Origin of the sequence: Phaeobacter porticola (assembly GCF_001888185.1) — a bacterium.
GTDB lineage: Bacteria > Pseudomonadota > Alphaproteobacteria > Rhodobacterales > Rhodobacteraceae > Phaeobacter > Phaeobacter porticola.
Map to the genome: position 1 here is coordinate 251,076 of NZ_CP016364.1, position 16,015 is coordinate 267,090.

A 16,015-nucleotide genomic window follows, 5' to 3' on the forward strand; every position below is an offset into this window, starting at 1 on the left:
GCCATGCTGGAAAATCGAGATCATGCGCTGGGACAGATCATGGATCTGCCCCCACTGCCGCCGCATACCAAAGCGGGTGAAGTGCTGGCGGATTGCCTGCCGATCCTGGACGCTCCCAGCCGCATCACGCCGATCGAGTGTGCCCAGCAGAATGTTCGGGTGGAGGCGCGCGGGGTCTGGCAGAACTACGACCCTGACGTCACGCCCTACATGGTCGAGCCTGCCAACACGATCCAATCACGCCTCTACAAGGGCGGCGCGTTTGTCGGGCCATCGCAGTCCGGCAAGACCATGGCTTTGATCACTGCGGCGCTGCATCCGGTCATCTGCGATCCGTCGCCGACGTTGGTGATGCACATGGATAGGCCCAGCCGGGATCGGTGGGTTGAAGAATCCTTGAACCCGGTCATCCACAACAGCCCAGAGGTCTATAAGCGGCTCGGCAAGGGTCGCGATGATGACACCTTCAGCCGTAAGCGTTTCCTGGGGATGCGGTTGATGCTTGGGTATCCGACGCCGCAGTGGCTGTCCTCGGCAAAGTACAAGCTGGTTGCTCTGACCGACTATGACCATTTCCCGCCTGAGCTTGGCGTCCGAAAGGACGCGCCGGAGGGTTCGTCTTTCGACATGGCGAAACAGCGGGTTAAAACGTTCCTCAGTCGCGGATTTGTTTTCGCGGAAAGCACCCCGGCGTGGCCCGTTACAGATGAAGATTGGGAGGCTACTGAGCAGCACCCACATGAGCTGCCGCCGGTCAAACATGGGATTGTGTTGCTCTACAATGAGGGCACGCGCGGTCGCTGGTATTGGGAATGCCGTGACTGCCAAGAGCTGTACGAACCTACCGTAGAGCGGTTGGAATATGACAAAACTCTACCGCCGATAGCAGCAGGCGAGACAGCTGTGATGGTTTGCCCGCATTGTGGTGGGTACGTCGGACCTCAGCACAAGACCGAATTAAACCGCGCCGCCTTGGCGGGTCGCGGCGGTTGGCTCCATGAGACCGAAGACGGTAGCGGCCTGGTGCCGTTGAATGACAGCCGCATTCGTGGATCCGAGATTGCATCCTGGGCATTGAACGGGGCAGCGGCGACCTTTGCTAAATGGTCGGAGTTGATTTCAAGGCGTCTGGTTGCAGAGAATGCCCTCGCGAGGCTCGGCGATGAGGTTGCCCTTGCCCGCTACTATTACACCGACGTGGGCGTCCCCTATCACAGGAAGGTCGACAAGAAAGAGGGCGAGCTGACTGTCCAGTTCCTCAAGGATAACCTGCGCGAGGCAGAGCGTGGCGTGGCCCCATCGTGGACCCGCTTTATCGTGATCACCGTTGACGTTCAGGGATCTTACTTCCCGGTGCAGATCACTGCATTTGGAGAAGAGGGAAAGGCTCAGGTTGTCGATCGGTTTGACCTGACACAACCGCCCGTAGATGCCCCCAACCGTGGCAGCGGCGATGAGATCCGCCGGTTGGAGCCTGCGCGATACTCCGAGGACTGGAAGGTCCTGGATGGGTTGGCGCAAAAGGTGGTGCCGATCGAGGGCGAGGATTACGGCCTGAAGCCAGTTCACTGCATCGTGGATTTCCACGGTGAACCCGGCGTCAGTGACAACGCAGAGAAATTCCTGAAGCGCCGCCGCAAGGAGGACGAAGGGCATATCTGGCGCGTGTCGCGAGGTGAGGGCAAATTCAAGGTTCCATTCCGCATCAAGTATGCAGAGCCGGAACGGGGCAGCGGCGGTAAGGCCGCGCGCTCTATTCGCATCCTGACAATGGCCACAGACCGTCTCAAGGATACCTTGGCTGTCTCGCTGAAGCGCGCAACCGGGGGTGCGGGGCCGTTCCTGTTGCCAAGCTGGATGCGGGAAAACACCGCACTCTTACAAGAGTTTGTCGCGGAACAGCGCACCTCGGACGGTTGGGAAAAGAAGCCCGGCCAAGTCCGAAACGAGGCGATCGACCTTTCCGTCCAGGCGCGCGCCGGTGCGGAGCACAAGGGCCTGTTGCGCATCGACTGGGCAGCACCGCCGGAGTGGGCGCTAGGCGGTATTCAAAACGAGTTCGCGGTCGCGCTGTCCGTCGATGAGGGCGAGGCCGCAGAGCCTGCGCGCGAGAAAGAACCACCCGCGCAGCAATTCGTCAGTTTTCTAAGGAGATGATGGGCATGTACTCGCAAGATCAATTGCAGAAACTGAAGGATGCCTATGCCAAGGGTGTCCTGTCCGTGGAGTTGGCGGGCGAAAAAGTCACCTTCACCAGCGGCTCGGAAATGCGCCGGCGCATCCGAGATATTGAGGGCACCATCTCTGGTGGCGGAAACGAGATGACCGTCTCCTACACGACAACGGGACGGGGTTACTGATGCGCTGGCTTGATAAAGCGGTGCTGGCAATCAGCCCGGAACGGGGGTTGGCGCGTGTCAAGGCGCGGAGTGCGGCCCACACTCTGATGAACTATGACGCGGCATCAAAGGGGCGGCGCACATATGGGTGGAAATCACCGGGCACATCTGCCGACAGTGCAGCGCTTGGCAGCCGCTCCCGCCTGCGCAACCTAAGCCGGGATTTTATGCGAAACCGCGCCCTTGCGGTGCGTGGCCGGGATGTGACTTCCGGCAATGTCGTTGGCACCGGCATCCGCCCTTCCGTCCGTATGGAACAGGGGCAAGAAGACCGCGCAAGTGAGGCGATGGAAGTGGTCCAAGATCACCTTCTAACGTCTGCAATCGACACGTATGGCGTCAGCGACATCCTCGGCCTTCAGACTCTGGTGATGAATACGGTTTTCACCGATGGCGAAATCCTTGTGCGCCGCCGCATGCGCAACACACTGTTTGACCCAAATCTGAAATTGCCGTTTCAGGTTCAGCTCATGGAGGTGGATCACCTTGATGAAAGCATAACCAGCAACGGCAATAACGATGTGATCGAAGGGATCGAGTACGGGCCTACCGGGAAGGCGGTCGCCTACCATCTTTTTGACCAGCATCCGGGCGAGGTCGGATGGCGGCGGCGTCGCAAGATGACCAGCACGCGCGTGCCTGCGGAGCAGATCTTGCACATCCGCCGGATTGAGCGCCCAGGTCAGATGCGCGGCATTCCGTGGCTTGCGCCGGTCATGACCACCCTTGGTGAGATCAGTGACTATCAGGATTCGCAGATCCTCAAGCAGAAGATCGGATCTCTGCTGGCGTTTTTCGTCAAGTCTGGTGCTGACGGAAAAACATACGCCGGTGCGCAGCTGAGCCATTTGGAACCGGGGGCGATTGTAGGGCTGGCAGAAGGGCAGGAAGTCACGCCCTCAGAACCACCAAAGGTCGATGGCTACCAGGAGTTCATGAACCAGGCGATCCGAACCATCGCGGTGGGGTTGGGCCTGAGCTATGAGAGCTTCGGGGATCTGCGCGGGGTGAATTTCAGCTCCGGCAAGATGGGGCGCATTGAGATGGATCGCTTTGTCGAGATCTGGCAGCGCGCGATCATCATTACGCAATTCTGCATGGGGGTCTCGCGTTGGACGCGGGATGGCTGGCGTCTGGTGGAAGCCTCCAAGGGTCTCGCGCCGGTTCCAAAGTCGATCGACTGGACAGCCCCGAAACGCCCGATGATCGACCCGGCAAAAGAGATCGGCGCGGCTGTCGATGAGATCGAAGCCGGATTGACAAGCCTGCAGCGAAAACAGCGGGAACTTGGATACGACCCCGACGTGATTGCGCGCGAACGGGAGGAAGACGCCAATCGCGGCGGCACCCCAGCGGCTCCGGCCAACAGAAACCAGCGCCCCCCAGAGGACGAAACCATCGAAGAGGATGAGGAAGATGAACGGCAATGATTTGATCCTGAACGGTGAAATCGTTCTGGAAGGTTACATCCACGACCATGAGACCTGCGAATGGATGGGGCCTGGGTATTTCTCCAGTCGGATGGTGCGTGATGCGCTTTCGTCCTTCTCCGGCGACGTGACAGTGCGGGTTAACTCCAATGGTGGCGACCCCTTTGAGGGGGAGGCAACGCGGGCCGCGTTCGAAGCCCATTCGGGCAAGGTCACTGTTTTGGTCAACGGCATGGCCGCGAGCGCGGCCTCTCTGCTGATCATGGGGGCTGACCAGATCGAAATGTCCGCCGGTTCGTTCATCATGATCCACGATCCGTCGGGTGGATGCTGGGGCACGGCAGAGGCGCACGAGGCAGAGGCGGAGCGGCTTCGCACCCTCGCCAGCACCTATGCCGATGTCTACGCGGCTCGATCGGGGCGGTCGAGCAATGAGGTCAAGGCGATGATGACCGCCGAGACCTACCTGAATGCAGCGAAGGCGGTGGAAACCGGCTTTGCCGATGCCCTTATCGGCAGCTCAAAATCAGACGTGCCAGAGGATGAGGCATTGGCAGCGGTGCAAACCGAAATGGCCCGCCACCATCGCCAGTATCTCATGGCCATGCAGCATTTTCGCGCATTGGGCGGCAAGCCCGGTGCGAAACCACAGGTCAGTATGACCGCTTCACAGGAGGCTCAAGAGATGCCGAACGATACCAATCAGCAGACCCCCAATCCAACGCCCTCGGTCACGCCGCCTGAAGGTGCCGCGCCTGAGACCACCATGACCAACACGCCCGAAATTGAACTGGCTGTGCAGGCAGAGCGCCAGCGTCAGACCGCTATCCGCACGATGGCAGCACCGTATCGCGAATCCGGGCAGTTGGCGCAGATGCAGATCGACACTGTCATTGATCAGGGCCTCACGGTGGAAGCCGCAGGGGCACGTTTCATGACCCTTATGGCGGCAACGCCTGATCGCGTTGTGCCGGCCGCACCGATTGGCGCACGTCAGGATGAAGCCGAAACCCGCATGGAAGGCATGATCCAGGCGCTGATGTCCGACTATACCGGGCCGGGTGAGCAGTTCCGTGGGATGCGGGTGCGGGGGCTTGCAATGGAGCTGGGCGGCGGCTCCAGCTTCGATACATTCGCGCAGGTTCAGCGCGGTATGCGCTCCACCACAATGATGGGCGGCGCGCATGGCGTTAGCGACTTTGCCTATATCACCACTGAAGTAATGAACCGCAGCCTGATTGCGGCCTATGAGCGGCGCACTGCAAATTGGCAGGTTCTGACCGGCACGCCGATGCAGGCCAGCGATTTCCGCGAACTGCATGCGGCGCGCTTCGGCGGGGATTTCCAGCTCAAGAAAGTCCGCGAGAACGGCGAATATGAAGAGGCCACCCTTGCAGATGAGGCGGAGGGCCTGAAGGTCGAGCGCCGTGGCCGGACCATCAACCTGACCTTTGAAGCGGTCATGAATGATGACATGGGCGCGTTCAATCGCATTCCCACTGATTTTGCGATGGCCGCACGGCTCATGGAAGCGTCCATGGTCTGGGCGCTGCTGCGCTCCAATGCGGTGCTGAAATCTGATAAAACCGCGCTCTTCCATGCCAAGCATAAGAACATTGCTCCGGCAGGTTCTATTGGTGCTGAGAGCGTTGGCAAAGCCCGCAAGCTGATGTGGGAACAGAAAGCCTTTGGTTCTGCGGATGGCGCTGAGGACTTCCTGATGATCGAGCCTGATCTTCTGATTGTTCCCCCGGCGCTGGAAACAGATGCAGGCAAATTTATCGCTGACGTGACCCCGGCAAAAATGGCTGATGCCAACCCCTGGCGGGCCACGCTGACGCCGGTTGTTGCACCGCATATCGGTTCCGTTGCACAGGGTGGTTCCGACAAGAATTGGTATGTCGCATCGTCGGATCTGCCGCCGATTGCTGTGGCCTATCTGGAAGGGCATCAAGCCCCAACGGTTCGCACCGTTGAGGGTATGAACCCTGACAAGGTGACGATGACAGCGCGTCACATCTTCGGTGCGGCTCCGTCAGAGTTCCGCGGCATCGTGAAGGTTCCCGGTCAGTAAGTCGGGCAGTTTTCTTAACATGAACTAATGGGACGAAAGGGCGGCAGGTGCCGCCCTTCGTCGTTTGCAACACTGACAAAGGAAGGTTTGTCATGAAAAACTATGTAAAGCCCGGTGATCATCTCCCCGTCATTGCCCCGGCAGATGTGAAATCTGGGGGCCTCGTCAAGGTTGGCGCTCTGATCGGTATTGCCCAGCATGATGCCTTGGCTGGTGAAGAGGTCGAAATCGTCCGCAAGGGCTGTTTCACTCTGCCGAAAGTGTCGGCCCAGGCATGGGCGCAGGGCGCAAAGATCTACTGGATCACCGCCGACGCCAAATGCACGACCACAGTGGGCGGAAACACCTTGATTGGCGCGGCTGTTCTGGACGCGGCGAACCCGTCTGACAGCGGTTTGGTCCTTCTGGACGGCGTGATCCGCTAAACCAATGAGCCATTTTTTCGATGGCATGGCCGGATTGCTGAATGAGCTGTTTGGTGATCCGGTTCAGATCACACGCGCAAACGGTGTTGTTGGTACTATACAAGGTGTGTTTCGTCGCGATCCAATTGAGGTGGCTGGCGATGATGGGTTTCCGGTTCTGATCATGAGCCCAACCCTGAAGGTGCCTCAGACTATCCGCCTTGAGTTTGGCGACTTGGTAGAGCCGTCCATCGCACCCGGTGCGCGTTTTGTGGTCAAGAGCGGCGAGCCAAGTCCGTCACCGTCAGCAGATCGCATGGTGGTCTATGAACTGGAGCTTGAGCCATGACAACAAAGATCGCTGAGACCCTTTCGACCGCGCGCGCAACGATAACAGCTGACCCGCGCTTTGCCGGGTTCCGCCAGTTTGGAATATGGGACAAGCGCATCACTGAGGATTCCCTACCCGCATTCGGTGTCGGGGTGCCTCGCTGGACAGACGATGACAAAGATACCCTAACCAGCGGTGAGGCGGTGACCACGGTTGTGATCGCGCTGAAGCGATCAGATGGGGATCTCGAAAGTCTGGCATTCGAAGATGCAGCGGCGATCAAGGCGCTGTTGTTGTCGGCCTTGGAAGATGAAGCACATGAGCTGAGCTTTCAGGAGGCGACCTATCAGGAGGACACCGCCGGGGAGAAACCCGTTTCCACTCTCTCGATGATGTTCTCTTTCACCTACTGGCCCGCAGTTCTGTAGGCCAGCACATGCCCGCACAGGCGGGAAATCCGACATAGGAGAAGAATGATATGTCAAGCAGCGGAGCAATTCGCGGCAAGGGGTCATCTGTACGCGTAGGCGTCGGCGATCCTGTCGCATGGACCAAACTGGCCGGGATCGAGACTTTTGATTTTCCCGACCAATCCCGTCCGGAATTGGATGTGACACATCTGGACAGCCCAAACGATACCGAGGAGGCCATTCCAGGGATGCGCCCGGTGGCGGTTTGGACTGTCGATATGCACCACGTTGAGGGGAGCGCTTCAGAAGTGTTGTTATCGGGGTTGGAAGACACCGGCGAGCCGATGCAGCTGGAATTGAAGACTGGCGGCGCTGCAGCCACCCCGAAAGTCTTTGCAGGCTACGTCAAAGGCTACACCCCGAAAGGGATTGGCCCCAAGGGTGTCCAGATGGCTGCCCTGAGTATCCTCATTCAAGCCAAGATCGAAGGGTGAAGGGTATATGGCTGACTATACACGAGGTGAAGTGAGCGGGCGCGTGCGTGGGCGCGTCAAAACCCTGTGCCTTGATATGGCAGCACTTGAGCGGTTTGAGGCGTTACAGAGCCAAGAAGCGTTTTCTGCAATCGAAGAAATGCGCGGTGACGATGCCGGGTTTGCGACGCTGCGCCGACTGGTGTGGTCGGCAATGGCCAAGCACCACCCGGACGCCACACTGGCAGAGGCGCAAGCGTTCATTGCCAAGCATGCTGACAAAATCCGCGCAATGCTTCAGCGGGCACTACCGGAGCCTGAGACGGATGAGGACGTGGCAGAGTCCGCGCCGGGAAAACCGGCCGGAGCGACGGGGTAGGGGTCTCTTCGCTCCGGCATGATTGGCTTGATGCCGGTCTTGATCCTGATCGGTTCTGGCAGATTACCCCGCGCCTTTATGTTGAAGAGATGCGTTCGGCGGCCCGCCGTCGAGCGCATCAGCAGGCCGCGCTGGCTGAGGCCATGTTTGCCGGATCTCGCATGGACGGCAAAGACCTACAGAAATACTGCGACGACCTGCGCGGTGAAGATCGGACGCAGCCGCCTGAAGCTCTGCCGGGTGCAATTGATGCTGCCGCGCGGGGTCACCCGGTGATGACCTGGAAAGAATTCCTAACACAAAGGAACACGTGAAATGTCTCTGGTGGGTCGTCTCAAAGCGACCCTCGGGCTGGATGCCCGTGGGTTCGACAAAGGTCTGAAATCAAGTGAAAGCCGCGTGAAGCGGTTCGGAAAGGCTATCTCCAAGATCGGGGTTGGCCTTTCTGTTGTTTCTGCTGGTGTGCTGGCGGCAGTGCGCAATCAGCTCAATGCTGCTGATGAGCTGTCCAAAAGTGCGCAACGGCTTGGTGTGCCGATTGAAGAGCTATCTGCGCTCCGCCATGCCGCTGATATGTCCGCAGTCAGTGCATCTGATCTGGACAACGGTTTGGTTCGCCTGTCGCGGAACATGCAGGACGCATTTGCGGGCGGCAAAAGAACCTCCGCTCTGTTCCGGGATCTTGGGATCAGCTTTTCTGATACCAATGGCAAGCTGCGTCCAACATCTGAAGTGATGGCAGATGCGGCAGAACGTCTTGCGGCCATGCCTGACGGGGCCAAGAAAACAGCGCTGGCATTTGAGCTGTTCGGGCGCGCGGGAGCTAACCTGATCCCAATGCTCAACGGAGGTCGGGAAGGTCTGCAGGGCATGCTGAAAGAGGCCCGCGAATTGGGTCTGGTTGTCGATCAGAAGACTGGCAAGTCTGCCGAGAACTTCAATGATAACCTCTCGCGTCTTTCCAAGACCCTGAGGGGTGTCTTGTTGCAGTCCATGGCGGCGCTGGCTCCCGTCTTGGAGCGCATCACAAATGCGGTTGTGAACGCGTCCAAATGGTTCCGTGATCTGTCGCCTTCTGTTCGTCAGGCCCTTGCGGGGTTCGTGGCATTCCTGGCTGTCGCAGGACCATTGGCTCTTGCAATCGGTGGGGTCACATTAGCGCTGTCAGCGATCGCGGGACCAGTTGTTGCTGTGGTTGGTGGTTTCGCGGCTCTAGTGGCTGGGGCTTCAGCCTTGGGCGTCAGCCTCAGAACCATTGCCGCTGTCGCGGGTGCTGTTGCCGCAGCCTTCGGGATCAAACTGGTTGTTGCGATTGGGGCAAAGTTTGTCGCCTCCGCTGTCGCTGCAACCCGTCAGGCCCTCGCTCTGGAAATGGCTCTGGGGGCCAAGTCCCGTGCCGCCGCTGTCGCGGGGGTTGCCGTCAAGAGTTTGTCGCGGGCGCTGATTGCCCTGCGGAGCGCACTTGTCGCCACTGGCATCGGTGCCCTCGTGGTGGCCGCAGGACTGCTGGTCGACCAATTCACGCATTTGGTTCAACGGTCTGGTGGTCTGGGAACAGCGCTGTCCCTTCTGTGGAATGTTGCGAAAGAGGTATTCAACCGGATCGGCCTTGCGGGCTTGGCCGCTGTGGACCGGCTGCGGGCTGGGTTCTTTGACCTTCAGGCCCGCTCTGTGCGGATCTGGGCAGGTATTATTCGAACCGTCACCAATGCTGCCGAGGCCATTGTTGATTCCGGCATTGGCGCTGCTGAAGCCTTCAAGACCGCATTTCAGGGCATCCCCCAGGCCCTTGGCGATTTCATGTTTCAGGCCGCAAACTCGGTCATTGATGGTGTCGAGGAGATGATTAATGCGGTGGTGAGCCGCATCAACAAGTTCATATCTGGTCTGAACAGCGCCCTTGCAAAGCTGCCGTCATGGGCTGGCGGCGGGTCTCTGTCGGTCGGACTGGTGGGGGAGGTCAATCTCGGGGGTGTCGACAATCCGTTTGCCGGTAAGGCTGCGGGCATGGGTCAGGCGGCGCAGGATGCCTATGACGCGGCGCAGGGAACGAGCGACTTTGGCGGTCGGGCGGATCGTCTCGAAGCTGTTGCATCTGGCATCGACACCAGCGCGGCTGCTGCCCGCGCCGCAAGCGATGTTCTCCTTAATATGGCTACAGCGCCGTTGACCAGCATCGATGCGTTGCGCGAGGCGATGCAGGAAACCGAGGGGGATATTGACAGCACGTCGGAGGCCACGACCCGGCTACAGCAGGAGCTGGATAAGCTTGGTAACGGCGGCGGCGGTGGTGCTGGCAAGGGAAAGAGCGGCAAGTCCATCAAGGAAAAGCTCAGTGAGCCGTTCAAGTACCTAAAAGAAAAGGTCAAAGGATTTTCCGATTCACTTGCAGGCGCAATCGTTCAGGGCAAGAGCCTTGGCGATGCCATGCGGGGCGTATTCCAGCGGATGGCGCAGGATCTCATTGCCAGCGGCATTCAGCGGCTGATGATGAGCCTGTTCAGTTTCGGGGGCGGCGGCGGCAAGATCTTTGGATCGCTTCTGGGGTCGATCTTCAAAGTTCCCTCCTATGCGTCTGGCACCATGAACCACCCCGGAGGTATCGCGCAGGTCTTTGAGGAAGGTGGCGAGCTGATCAATCTGCCCAGTGGCGCGCGGGTTATCCCCCACGATCTTTCGCGCATGATGGTGACTGCTGCAGGCAAAGCGGCGGGGGCCTCGGCGTCCTCTGATCTTTCCAAAGTGCAAACGCAAGAGGTGGTTGTCCGCCTGTCCCAATCCGCCATGCGGCTGAGCGATGACGGCAAGATCGTCGCGGAGATCGGTTTGCAGACGGATCAGAAGATTTCACGCGCGGCTGAAAACGCGGATCTCGCCTTGCCGCAGAAGGTCCAGCAGATCAACCACAGACCAAGGGATCGCTACACATGAGCAATCAACCACCCCTCGCGCTGTCAGAGTTCTGGAACAAATTGCGCCTTCGGGCGATCACCTTTGATTTGCCCGATGATCAGACTGGGACCGGCACCGGCAGCGGCGAAGTTCTCAGGGCCAGCCGCCGCGACGTGCTATGGCAGGGCAAGGCGGCGGTAACACTCAATCGCCATGACGCGCAGGACGAAATTAAAGCCCTCATGGATGAGATCCGCCATGGCGGCGCACGTTTTCTGGTCAGCGACCCAAAGCGCAGAGGGCCGCAGTCTGACAAGCTGGGCACGCTTCAGGGCAACAGTATCGCAACCGTGCATTCCTTCGACCTGGGGGATCGCCGCAAGTTGGTTCTGCGCGGTCTCCCGGCAGGATTTGAACTGCGCGCCGGTGATCTGTTGTCGATCGAGTATGGCGCGGATCCCGTCCGGCATTTCCTGGCGCGTATCCAGCGCGGCGGGACTTTCGCAGGCAATACACCAAAGTGCGAGCTTCGGGTTTTGCCGTTCTTGCCGATTGGCCTGGAAGTCGGGCAGGTCGTCACGCTGCGCAGTCCTGTCTGCAAAGCCTCTTACGTGCCCGATTCCTATACCCCTATCGAAAGACTGCCGGGTTACGACGGCGGCTTTGAATTCAAGTGGAGACAGACGTACCGATGAGCTGGCCAGTTTCCCAACGCAGGGATCAACACAACCGTGTCTTGATGTGGGTTGAAGCGAAAGAACATCTGACCGGCGACCCAAAGCCGCTTGGCATCTGGGATGGCCGGGATCATCAGCAATTTGAGATCGATGGCGAGATCCGCGCGTTCTACGGCGCGGGCAGCATCCAGCAGCTCAAAGCCTTCACCTCTGAGGCTGGGTTGGTGATCCAGAACTATGGCCTGGACCTTGCGGCCTTTTCTCCGGAGGTGCGCGCATTGGTGCGTGCGCGTGATGTGCGCTTCGCACGTGTCCAGATCTACGTGGTTGTGTTTGATCCGGAGACCGGCGCACAGCTCGGCTTACACAGAGTGTTCAGCGGCGTCATTGATGGGGCACCTGAGGAAATCGGGGCGGCTGGCGGGGATGCGCTGGTGAAGCTGAATCTGGTCTCCAATGCCCGTTTATTGACTCGCAAAGCGCCTGTACTCAAATCGCAGGCCGCACAGTCCAAACGCGAAGACGACAAGTTCTTTCAATATGCGGATGTATCCGGTGCCGTTCCTGTCTTCTGGGGCCGGTGGCGGCATCGGGATTAACTGAAACTCCACAATCTGAAAAATTGAGGCGGGAATGACCCAATCAATTAAGCGCCATAGCCAATGGCGTTCAAATCTTTGCGGCTTTTTGGCTTCGGTCTCCCGGCAGAAATTTCGGCCAGGGGCGCATGATTGCGCCTTGTTTGCCGCCGGTGCTGTGAAGGCAATGACCGGCGCAGATCTCGCCGCAGAATATGCCGGCCGCTATCGCACAGTCGCAGAAGGCATGGCCTTGTTGCGCTCTGAGGGGGTGGCGGATCTCACTGCCTTGGTGATCCGTCATTTTGAAGAAATCCCGCCACTCAAAGCCGGTGTCGGGGATCTCGCCTTGGTCGAAGGGGAGGGGGGGGAGGATGCCCTCGGCGTTGTGCAGGGGCCATCAATATTCGTTCTGCAAAGGAACGGGCTTGGCCGCGTTTCCTTGGAAGCTGGTCTGAAAGGGTTTCGTATATGAAAAACCTGTTGTTTGCGGCCTTGGTGTATCTGCTGGCGTCGTCAGGGCCTGCTGACGCCGCGCCAGTAATCGCCGCCTTCCAGGCCGTTGCCGCTTTCGTGGGCACGCTTGGTGTTGTCGGCTCGGCGTTGCTGCAACTCGCGATCGGCTCGGCCATGAGCATGATTGCCAAATCCAAGTTGCGAAAAGCGCAAGGGCAGAATTCTGGCATTCAGACAGAGGTGACCCTAACCGGCGGCACCAATTCTGAAAGCTTTATTCTCGGCTATTACGGCACTGCCGGCACATGGGTTTGCCCGCCTCTTTCGCGCGGTGACCGCCTCAAGGTGCTAACCTATGTGATTGATCTGGCTGGCATGCCCGGACACTCGCTGGAGGATGTGTTTGTCAATGGCGAGAAACTGAAGCTGGACGGCAAAATCAAGCACGGCAAAACCGTCACCTCCAAACCGGACAGCTTCAAAGGGCTGGTGACCGTTACCTATTTTGACGGGTCGCAAACCAAAGCCCCCGTCATGATGCAGCGGAACTACGGCACTGATCCCGACTTTCCGTGGACCGCTGAAATGGTCGGTCGTGGGCGCTGTTATGTGATCGTTGAATTCACGCACGACGCTAAGGTCTTCTCGGGCCTCCCCCGCATGCGCTTCGGTCTGCGCGGCTTGCCGCTTCTCGACCCCCGCGTCGGCGAGGTGATGCAGTTTGATAATCTCGCACTGTTGGCATATTCCGTCCTTCGTGGGTTTGAATTTCCCGATGGCACCCGCTGGGGCGGCGAGGCCAGTCTTGCAGACCTTCCGCTGTCGGTTTGGTCCGCTGCCATGAATGAGGCCGATCGGCTGATCGCCACCAAAGATGAAAATGAAGAGCCGCAGTTCCGTGGTGGCTTTGAAATCAAAATCGCTGAGACAGAACCGGCTGAGGTTCTGGAGCGGTTCATGGACGCCTGCACCGGCGATCTCGCTGAAGAGGGAGGCACATGGTACGTGCGCATGGGCGCGCCTCAGGTGCCGTCTGCGTTCCTGACGGATGATGATCTGATTGTTGATGCGCCGATGTCTCTGACGCCGTTTGCGGGCTTGGCAGACAGCATGAACAGTCTGACGCTGAAGTATCCGAACCCGGCCATTGCGTGGGAAGTCAGTGAGGCGGAGCGTATCTTGCGCCCTGAGCTGGAGGCGCAGCACGAGGGGCGGCGGCTGTCAGAGGATCTTTCCTTGTCGGCGTGTCCCTTCCCGCTTCAGGTGCAGCGGGTGGGGAAAGCCTATATTGAGGATGCGCAGCGCGATGTGCTGCACAGCTTCACACTCCCCCCGGATTTCGCGCATCTCTCGCCCTTGTCGGTGGTTTCGTGGACCTCTGAGCACAACCAATATGACGGCAAGCATTTCTCGATCGAGAAAAAGGTAATCCACCCGCACGATCTGTTGGCCTCGGTTGAGGTGCGCGAGGTCGACCCGGCTGACCACAGTTGGTCAACTGATGATGAATTGCCAGTGCCGGACGGGGTGACCCAACTGACGCCGCCGGTGTTGTTCATTCTGAACGGCGTCCGCGTTGCCCCCGTCGATATCTTGGATAGTGACGGCAACCCGCGCCGGGCTGCAATCGAGGTCTCGCAGATCCCCATTGTCGAGGGGATCGAATGGCGGGTGTTCGACTTTGCGGGCACCCGTATTGCTGACGGCGTTGCCATGGATGTTGGCGACACCTTTCTGATCACTCAGGGCATCCTGCCGGGGCACACCTACTTTGTGAGTCTGCGGGTTGCTGATGAGGTCAATGTTGATTGGTCGGCCTGGTATGAGGTCAACACCAATGATGTTCGGCTCGGGCCGGACGATCTGTCAGAAGAGGTGTGGCAGTACGTGGATGGCGTGGCCGTCTCAGCGCTGAACGACTTCAATGGCAACATGACCTACGCGCTGGAAAAGTTGGCGCAGGTGGATCTGGAAAACCGGGTTTCCGGTTTCTTGGAAACCGCCCGAATTGAGGGGGAGGTGAATGAGAAGACAGAGGCGCTTTCGTCGGAGATGGATGGGGTCCGCGCTGATCTGGTGCAGAACTACATTACTGCGGCAATGCAGGATTCCGCACTCGCGATGCTGCGGACGTCTTTGACCGCCGAAATTGATGGCGTCTCCGCCTCTCTGTCGACCAGCTATTACACGATCGCGCAGGTCAATTCTGCGATCTCGGCAGCGCGTACATCTTTGCGAAGTGAAATCGCAGGGGTCTCCGCCACGCTGAACGCTGACTACTACACCATCGCTCAGACCAACTCGGCTATTTCGGCGGCGACAACCTCGGTCACCAGTACCCTTGATAACCTGACCACGACCGTCAACCAGGTGCAATCCTCGGTCGATGGGGTCAAAGGCACATACGGCGTCCAGGTCAACAACAACGGCGTCGTGACCGGCTTTGGTCTGGTGTCGGAGTTGATCAACGGATCCGTCTCCACCACCTTCACGGTGCAGGCAGACCGCTTTGTCGTGGCCAGCAGCTCAGGCGGAGGGGCCGTGTCGCCTTTCCTGATTTCAGGCGGCAAGGTCTACATCCGTGATGCGGTGATCCGAAACGCGTCTATCTCCAGCGCAAAGATCAAGGCCCTCGCCGTTGACACCCTGCACATCAAGGGCAAGGCGGTTGACACCCGGCAGATCGCAGAAAACGCAGCCACCACCTTTTACGAGGCTACGGGCGGCACCGGCTACAAGCGGATCCAGATCAGGAACATCCATGATGAGCCAATCACGCTGATCATCCAGGTGCTCTATGATTGTCAGGATGACAGCGGTTCTGCCGCGCGGTTTGCGGGCGTGAAGATCTACAAAGAGCAAACCGCAGGCGGGAAAAATAATCTTCTGTCCTCAGTTGGTGACGGCAGCACCGGCGATGGTGAGGTCGCTGCCGCCGATGGCACCGAAGTCGTCACAACAACCATCAATCCTGGCATCACCCGGTACATATCCGTCTATCCAGAGGGGCGGGTGGTCCGGCGGTGTGACATGATCATTTTTCAGAGGCAGAGATGAGCGAGAACCGCCACAAAAAGCCCAAGCGCTTTGCGATCTACTGCAAAGACACCGGCGAAATCAGGCAAATCACTGTCTGCCCCGCTGAAGCGATCGGGGGGCAGCTGGAGCCGGGGGAAAAAACCCTTGCTCTGGATCTCGCCGGGGAGGCCGAATTGACCTCCCTTCGGGATCTTTCGCGGGTGCGTGTGCATCAGGGCCAGTTGGTGCCTTTCACCCCGCCACTGGATCTGCACGCTGAAATGGTCGCGATCAGGCAGCGCCGCAACAAGCTGTTGGCGGCGAGTGATTTCACGCAGATGCCGGACGTTCCGATTGATCTGAAGGTCTGGGGATCACGTCGGGCATACCGGCGTGCCTGGCGCAAATACCGCAAGGCGCTCCGCGATCTTACCGCCACCATCACCGACGTCGGAAACGTCACATGGCCGCAACCTCCCGAGAAAGGACAATAG

General features: G+C 59.1%; 16 protein-coding genes. All 16 read left to right on the plus strand.

What is annotated here, in order from left to right:
- Window positions 1-3 precede the first annotated feature (3 nt).
- The 16 genes from PhaeoP97_RS01115 (at window position 4) to PhaeoP97_RS01190 (ending at window position 16,015) form a co-directional block, all read left to right on the plus strand.
- Window positions 4-2,157 (plus strand): terminase gpA endonuclease subunit, encoded by a 2,154-nt coding sequence (locus PhaeoP97_RS01115; protein WP_072503506.1) that lies wholly within the window; start codon window positions 4-6, stop codon window positions 2,155-2,157.
- 5 nt (window positions 2,158-2,162) lie between these two features.
- On the plus strand, window positions 2,163-2,360 hold the full coding sequence (locus PhaeoP97_RS01120) for a phage head-tail joining protein (protein WP_123619071.1): 198 nt from the start codon (window positions 2,163-2,165) through the stop codon (window positions 2,358-2,360).
- Entirely contained in the window at window positions 2,360-3,829 is a 1,470-nt protein-coding gene (locus tag PhaeoP97_RS01125) for a phage portal protein (RefSeq protein ID WP_072503508.1), read from the plus strand. The genes PhaeoP97_RS01120 and PhaeoP97_RS01125 overlap by 1 nt, the downstream gene beginning before the upstream one ends.
- Window positions 3,816-5,903, plus strand: coding sequence for a head maturation protease, ClpP-related (locus PhaeoP97_RS01130; protein WP_072503509.1), 2,088 nt, complete (start codon window positions 3,816-3,818; stop codon window positions 5,901-5,903). Before PhaeoP97_RS01125 ends, PhaeoP97_RS01130 begins: the two co-directional genes overlap by 14 nt.
- A 92-nt stretch (window positions 5,904-5,995) precedes the next feature.
- Window positions 5,996-6,328 carry a DUF2190 family protein gene (locus PhaeoP97_RS01135; RefSeq protein WP_072503510.1) on the plus strand — a complete coding sequence of 111 codons (333 nt, stop codon included), beginning with the start codon at window positions 5,996-5,998 and terminating at the stop codon, window positions 6,326-6,328.
- A 4-nt stretch (window positions 6,329-6,332) separates the two neighbouring features.
- The gene (locus PhaeoP97_RS01140) at window positions 6,333-6,656 is read left to right on the plus strand and encodes a head-tail joining protein (protein WP_072503511.1); all 324 of its coding nucleotides are present in this window, start codon (window positions 6,333-6,335) and stop codon (window positions 6,654-6,656) included.
- Window positions 6,653-7,066 (plus strand): hypothetical protein, encoded by a 414-nt coding sequence (locus tag PhaeoP97_RS01145; RefSeq protein WP_072503512.1) that lies wholly within the window; start codon window positions 6,653-6,655, stop codon window positions 7,064-7,066. Before PhaeoP97_RS01140 ends, PhaeoP97_RS01145 begins: the two co-directional genes overlap by 4 nt.
- Window positions 7,067-7,116: 50 nt before the next feature.
- On the plus strand, window positions 7,117-7,542 hold the full coding sequence (locus PhaeoP97_RS01150; protein WP_072503513.1) for a phage tail protein: 426 nt from the start codon (window positions 7,117-7,119) through the stop codon (window positions 7,540-7,542).
- Window positions 7,543-7,549: 7 nt separating this feature from the next.
- Window positions 7,550-7,900: a hypothetical protein gene (locus PhaeoP97_RS01155; protein WP_072503514.1), complete on the plus strand. Its 351-nt coding sequence runs from the start codon at window positions 7,550-7,552 to the stop codon at window positions 7,898-7,900.
- 89 nt (window positions 7,901-7,989) lie between these two features.
- Window positions 7,990-8,214 (plus strand): hypothetical protein, encoded by a 225-nt coding sequence (locus PhaeoP97_RS01160; RefSeq protein ID WP_072503515.1) that lies wholly within the window; start codon window positions 7,990-7,992, stop codon window positions 8,212-8,214.
- Between the two features lies 1 nt (window position 8,215).
- On the plus strand, window positions 8,216-10,831 hold the full coding sequence (locus PhaeoP97_RS01165) for a phage tail tape measure protein (RefSeq protein WP_072503516.1): 2,616 nt from the start codon (window positions 8,216-8,218) through the stop codon (window positions 10,829-10,831).
- Complete coding sequence (locus PhaeoP97_RS01170) at window positions 10,828-11,487, plus strand: hypothetical protein (RefSeq protein ID WP_072503517.1); 660 nt, start codon at window positions 10,828-10,830, stop codon at window positions 11,485-11,487. The genes PhaeoP97_RS01165 and PhaeoP97_RS01170 overlap by 4 nt, the downstream gene beginning before the upstream one ends.
- A complete protein-coding gene (locus PhaeoP97_RS01175; RefSeq protein ID WP_072503518.1) occupies window positions 11,484-12,068 on the plus strand; it encodes a hypothetical protein in 585 nt (194 codons plus the stop codon). The genes PhaeoP97_RS01170 and PhaeoP97_RS01175 overlap by 4 nt, the downstream gene beginning before the upstream one ends.
- A 34-nt stretch (window positions 12,069-12,102) precedes the next feature.
- A complete protein-coding gene (locus PhaeoP97_RS01180; RefSeq protein WP_083570292.1) occupies window positions 12,103-12,522 on the plus strand; it encodes a DUF6950 family protein in 420 nt (139 codons plus the stop codon).
- Complete coding sequence (locus PhaeoP97_RS01185) at window positions 12,519-15,560, plus strand: phage tail tip fiber protein (RefSeq protein WP_072503519.1); 3,042 nt, start codon at window positions 12,519-12,521, stop codon at window positions 15,558-15,560. The genes PhaeoP97_RS01180 and PhaeoP97_RS01185 overlap by 4 nt, the downstream gene beginning before the upstream one ends.
- Window positions 15,557-16,015 carry a tail fiber assembly protein gene (locus PhaeoP97_RS01190; RefSeq protein ID WP_072503520.1) on the plus strand — a complete coding sequence of 153 codons (459 nt, stop codon included), beginning with the start codon at window positions 15,557-15,559 and terminating at the stop codon, window positions 16,013-16,015. Before PhaeoP97_RS01185 ends, PhaeoP97_RS01190 begins: the two co-directional genes overlap by 4 nt.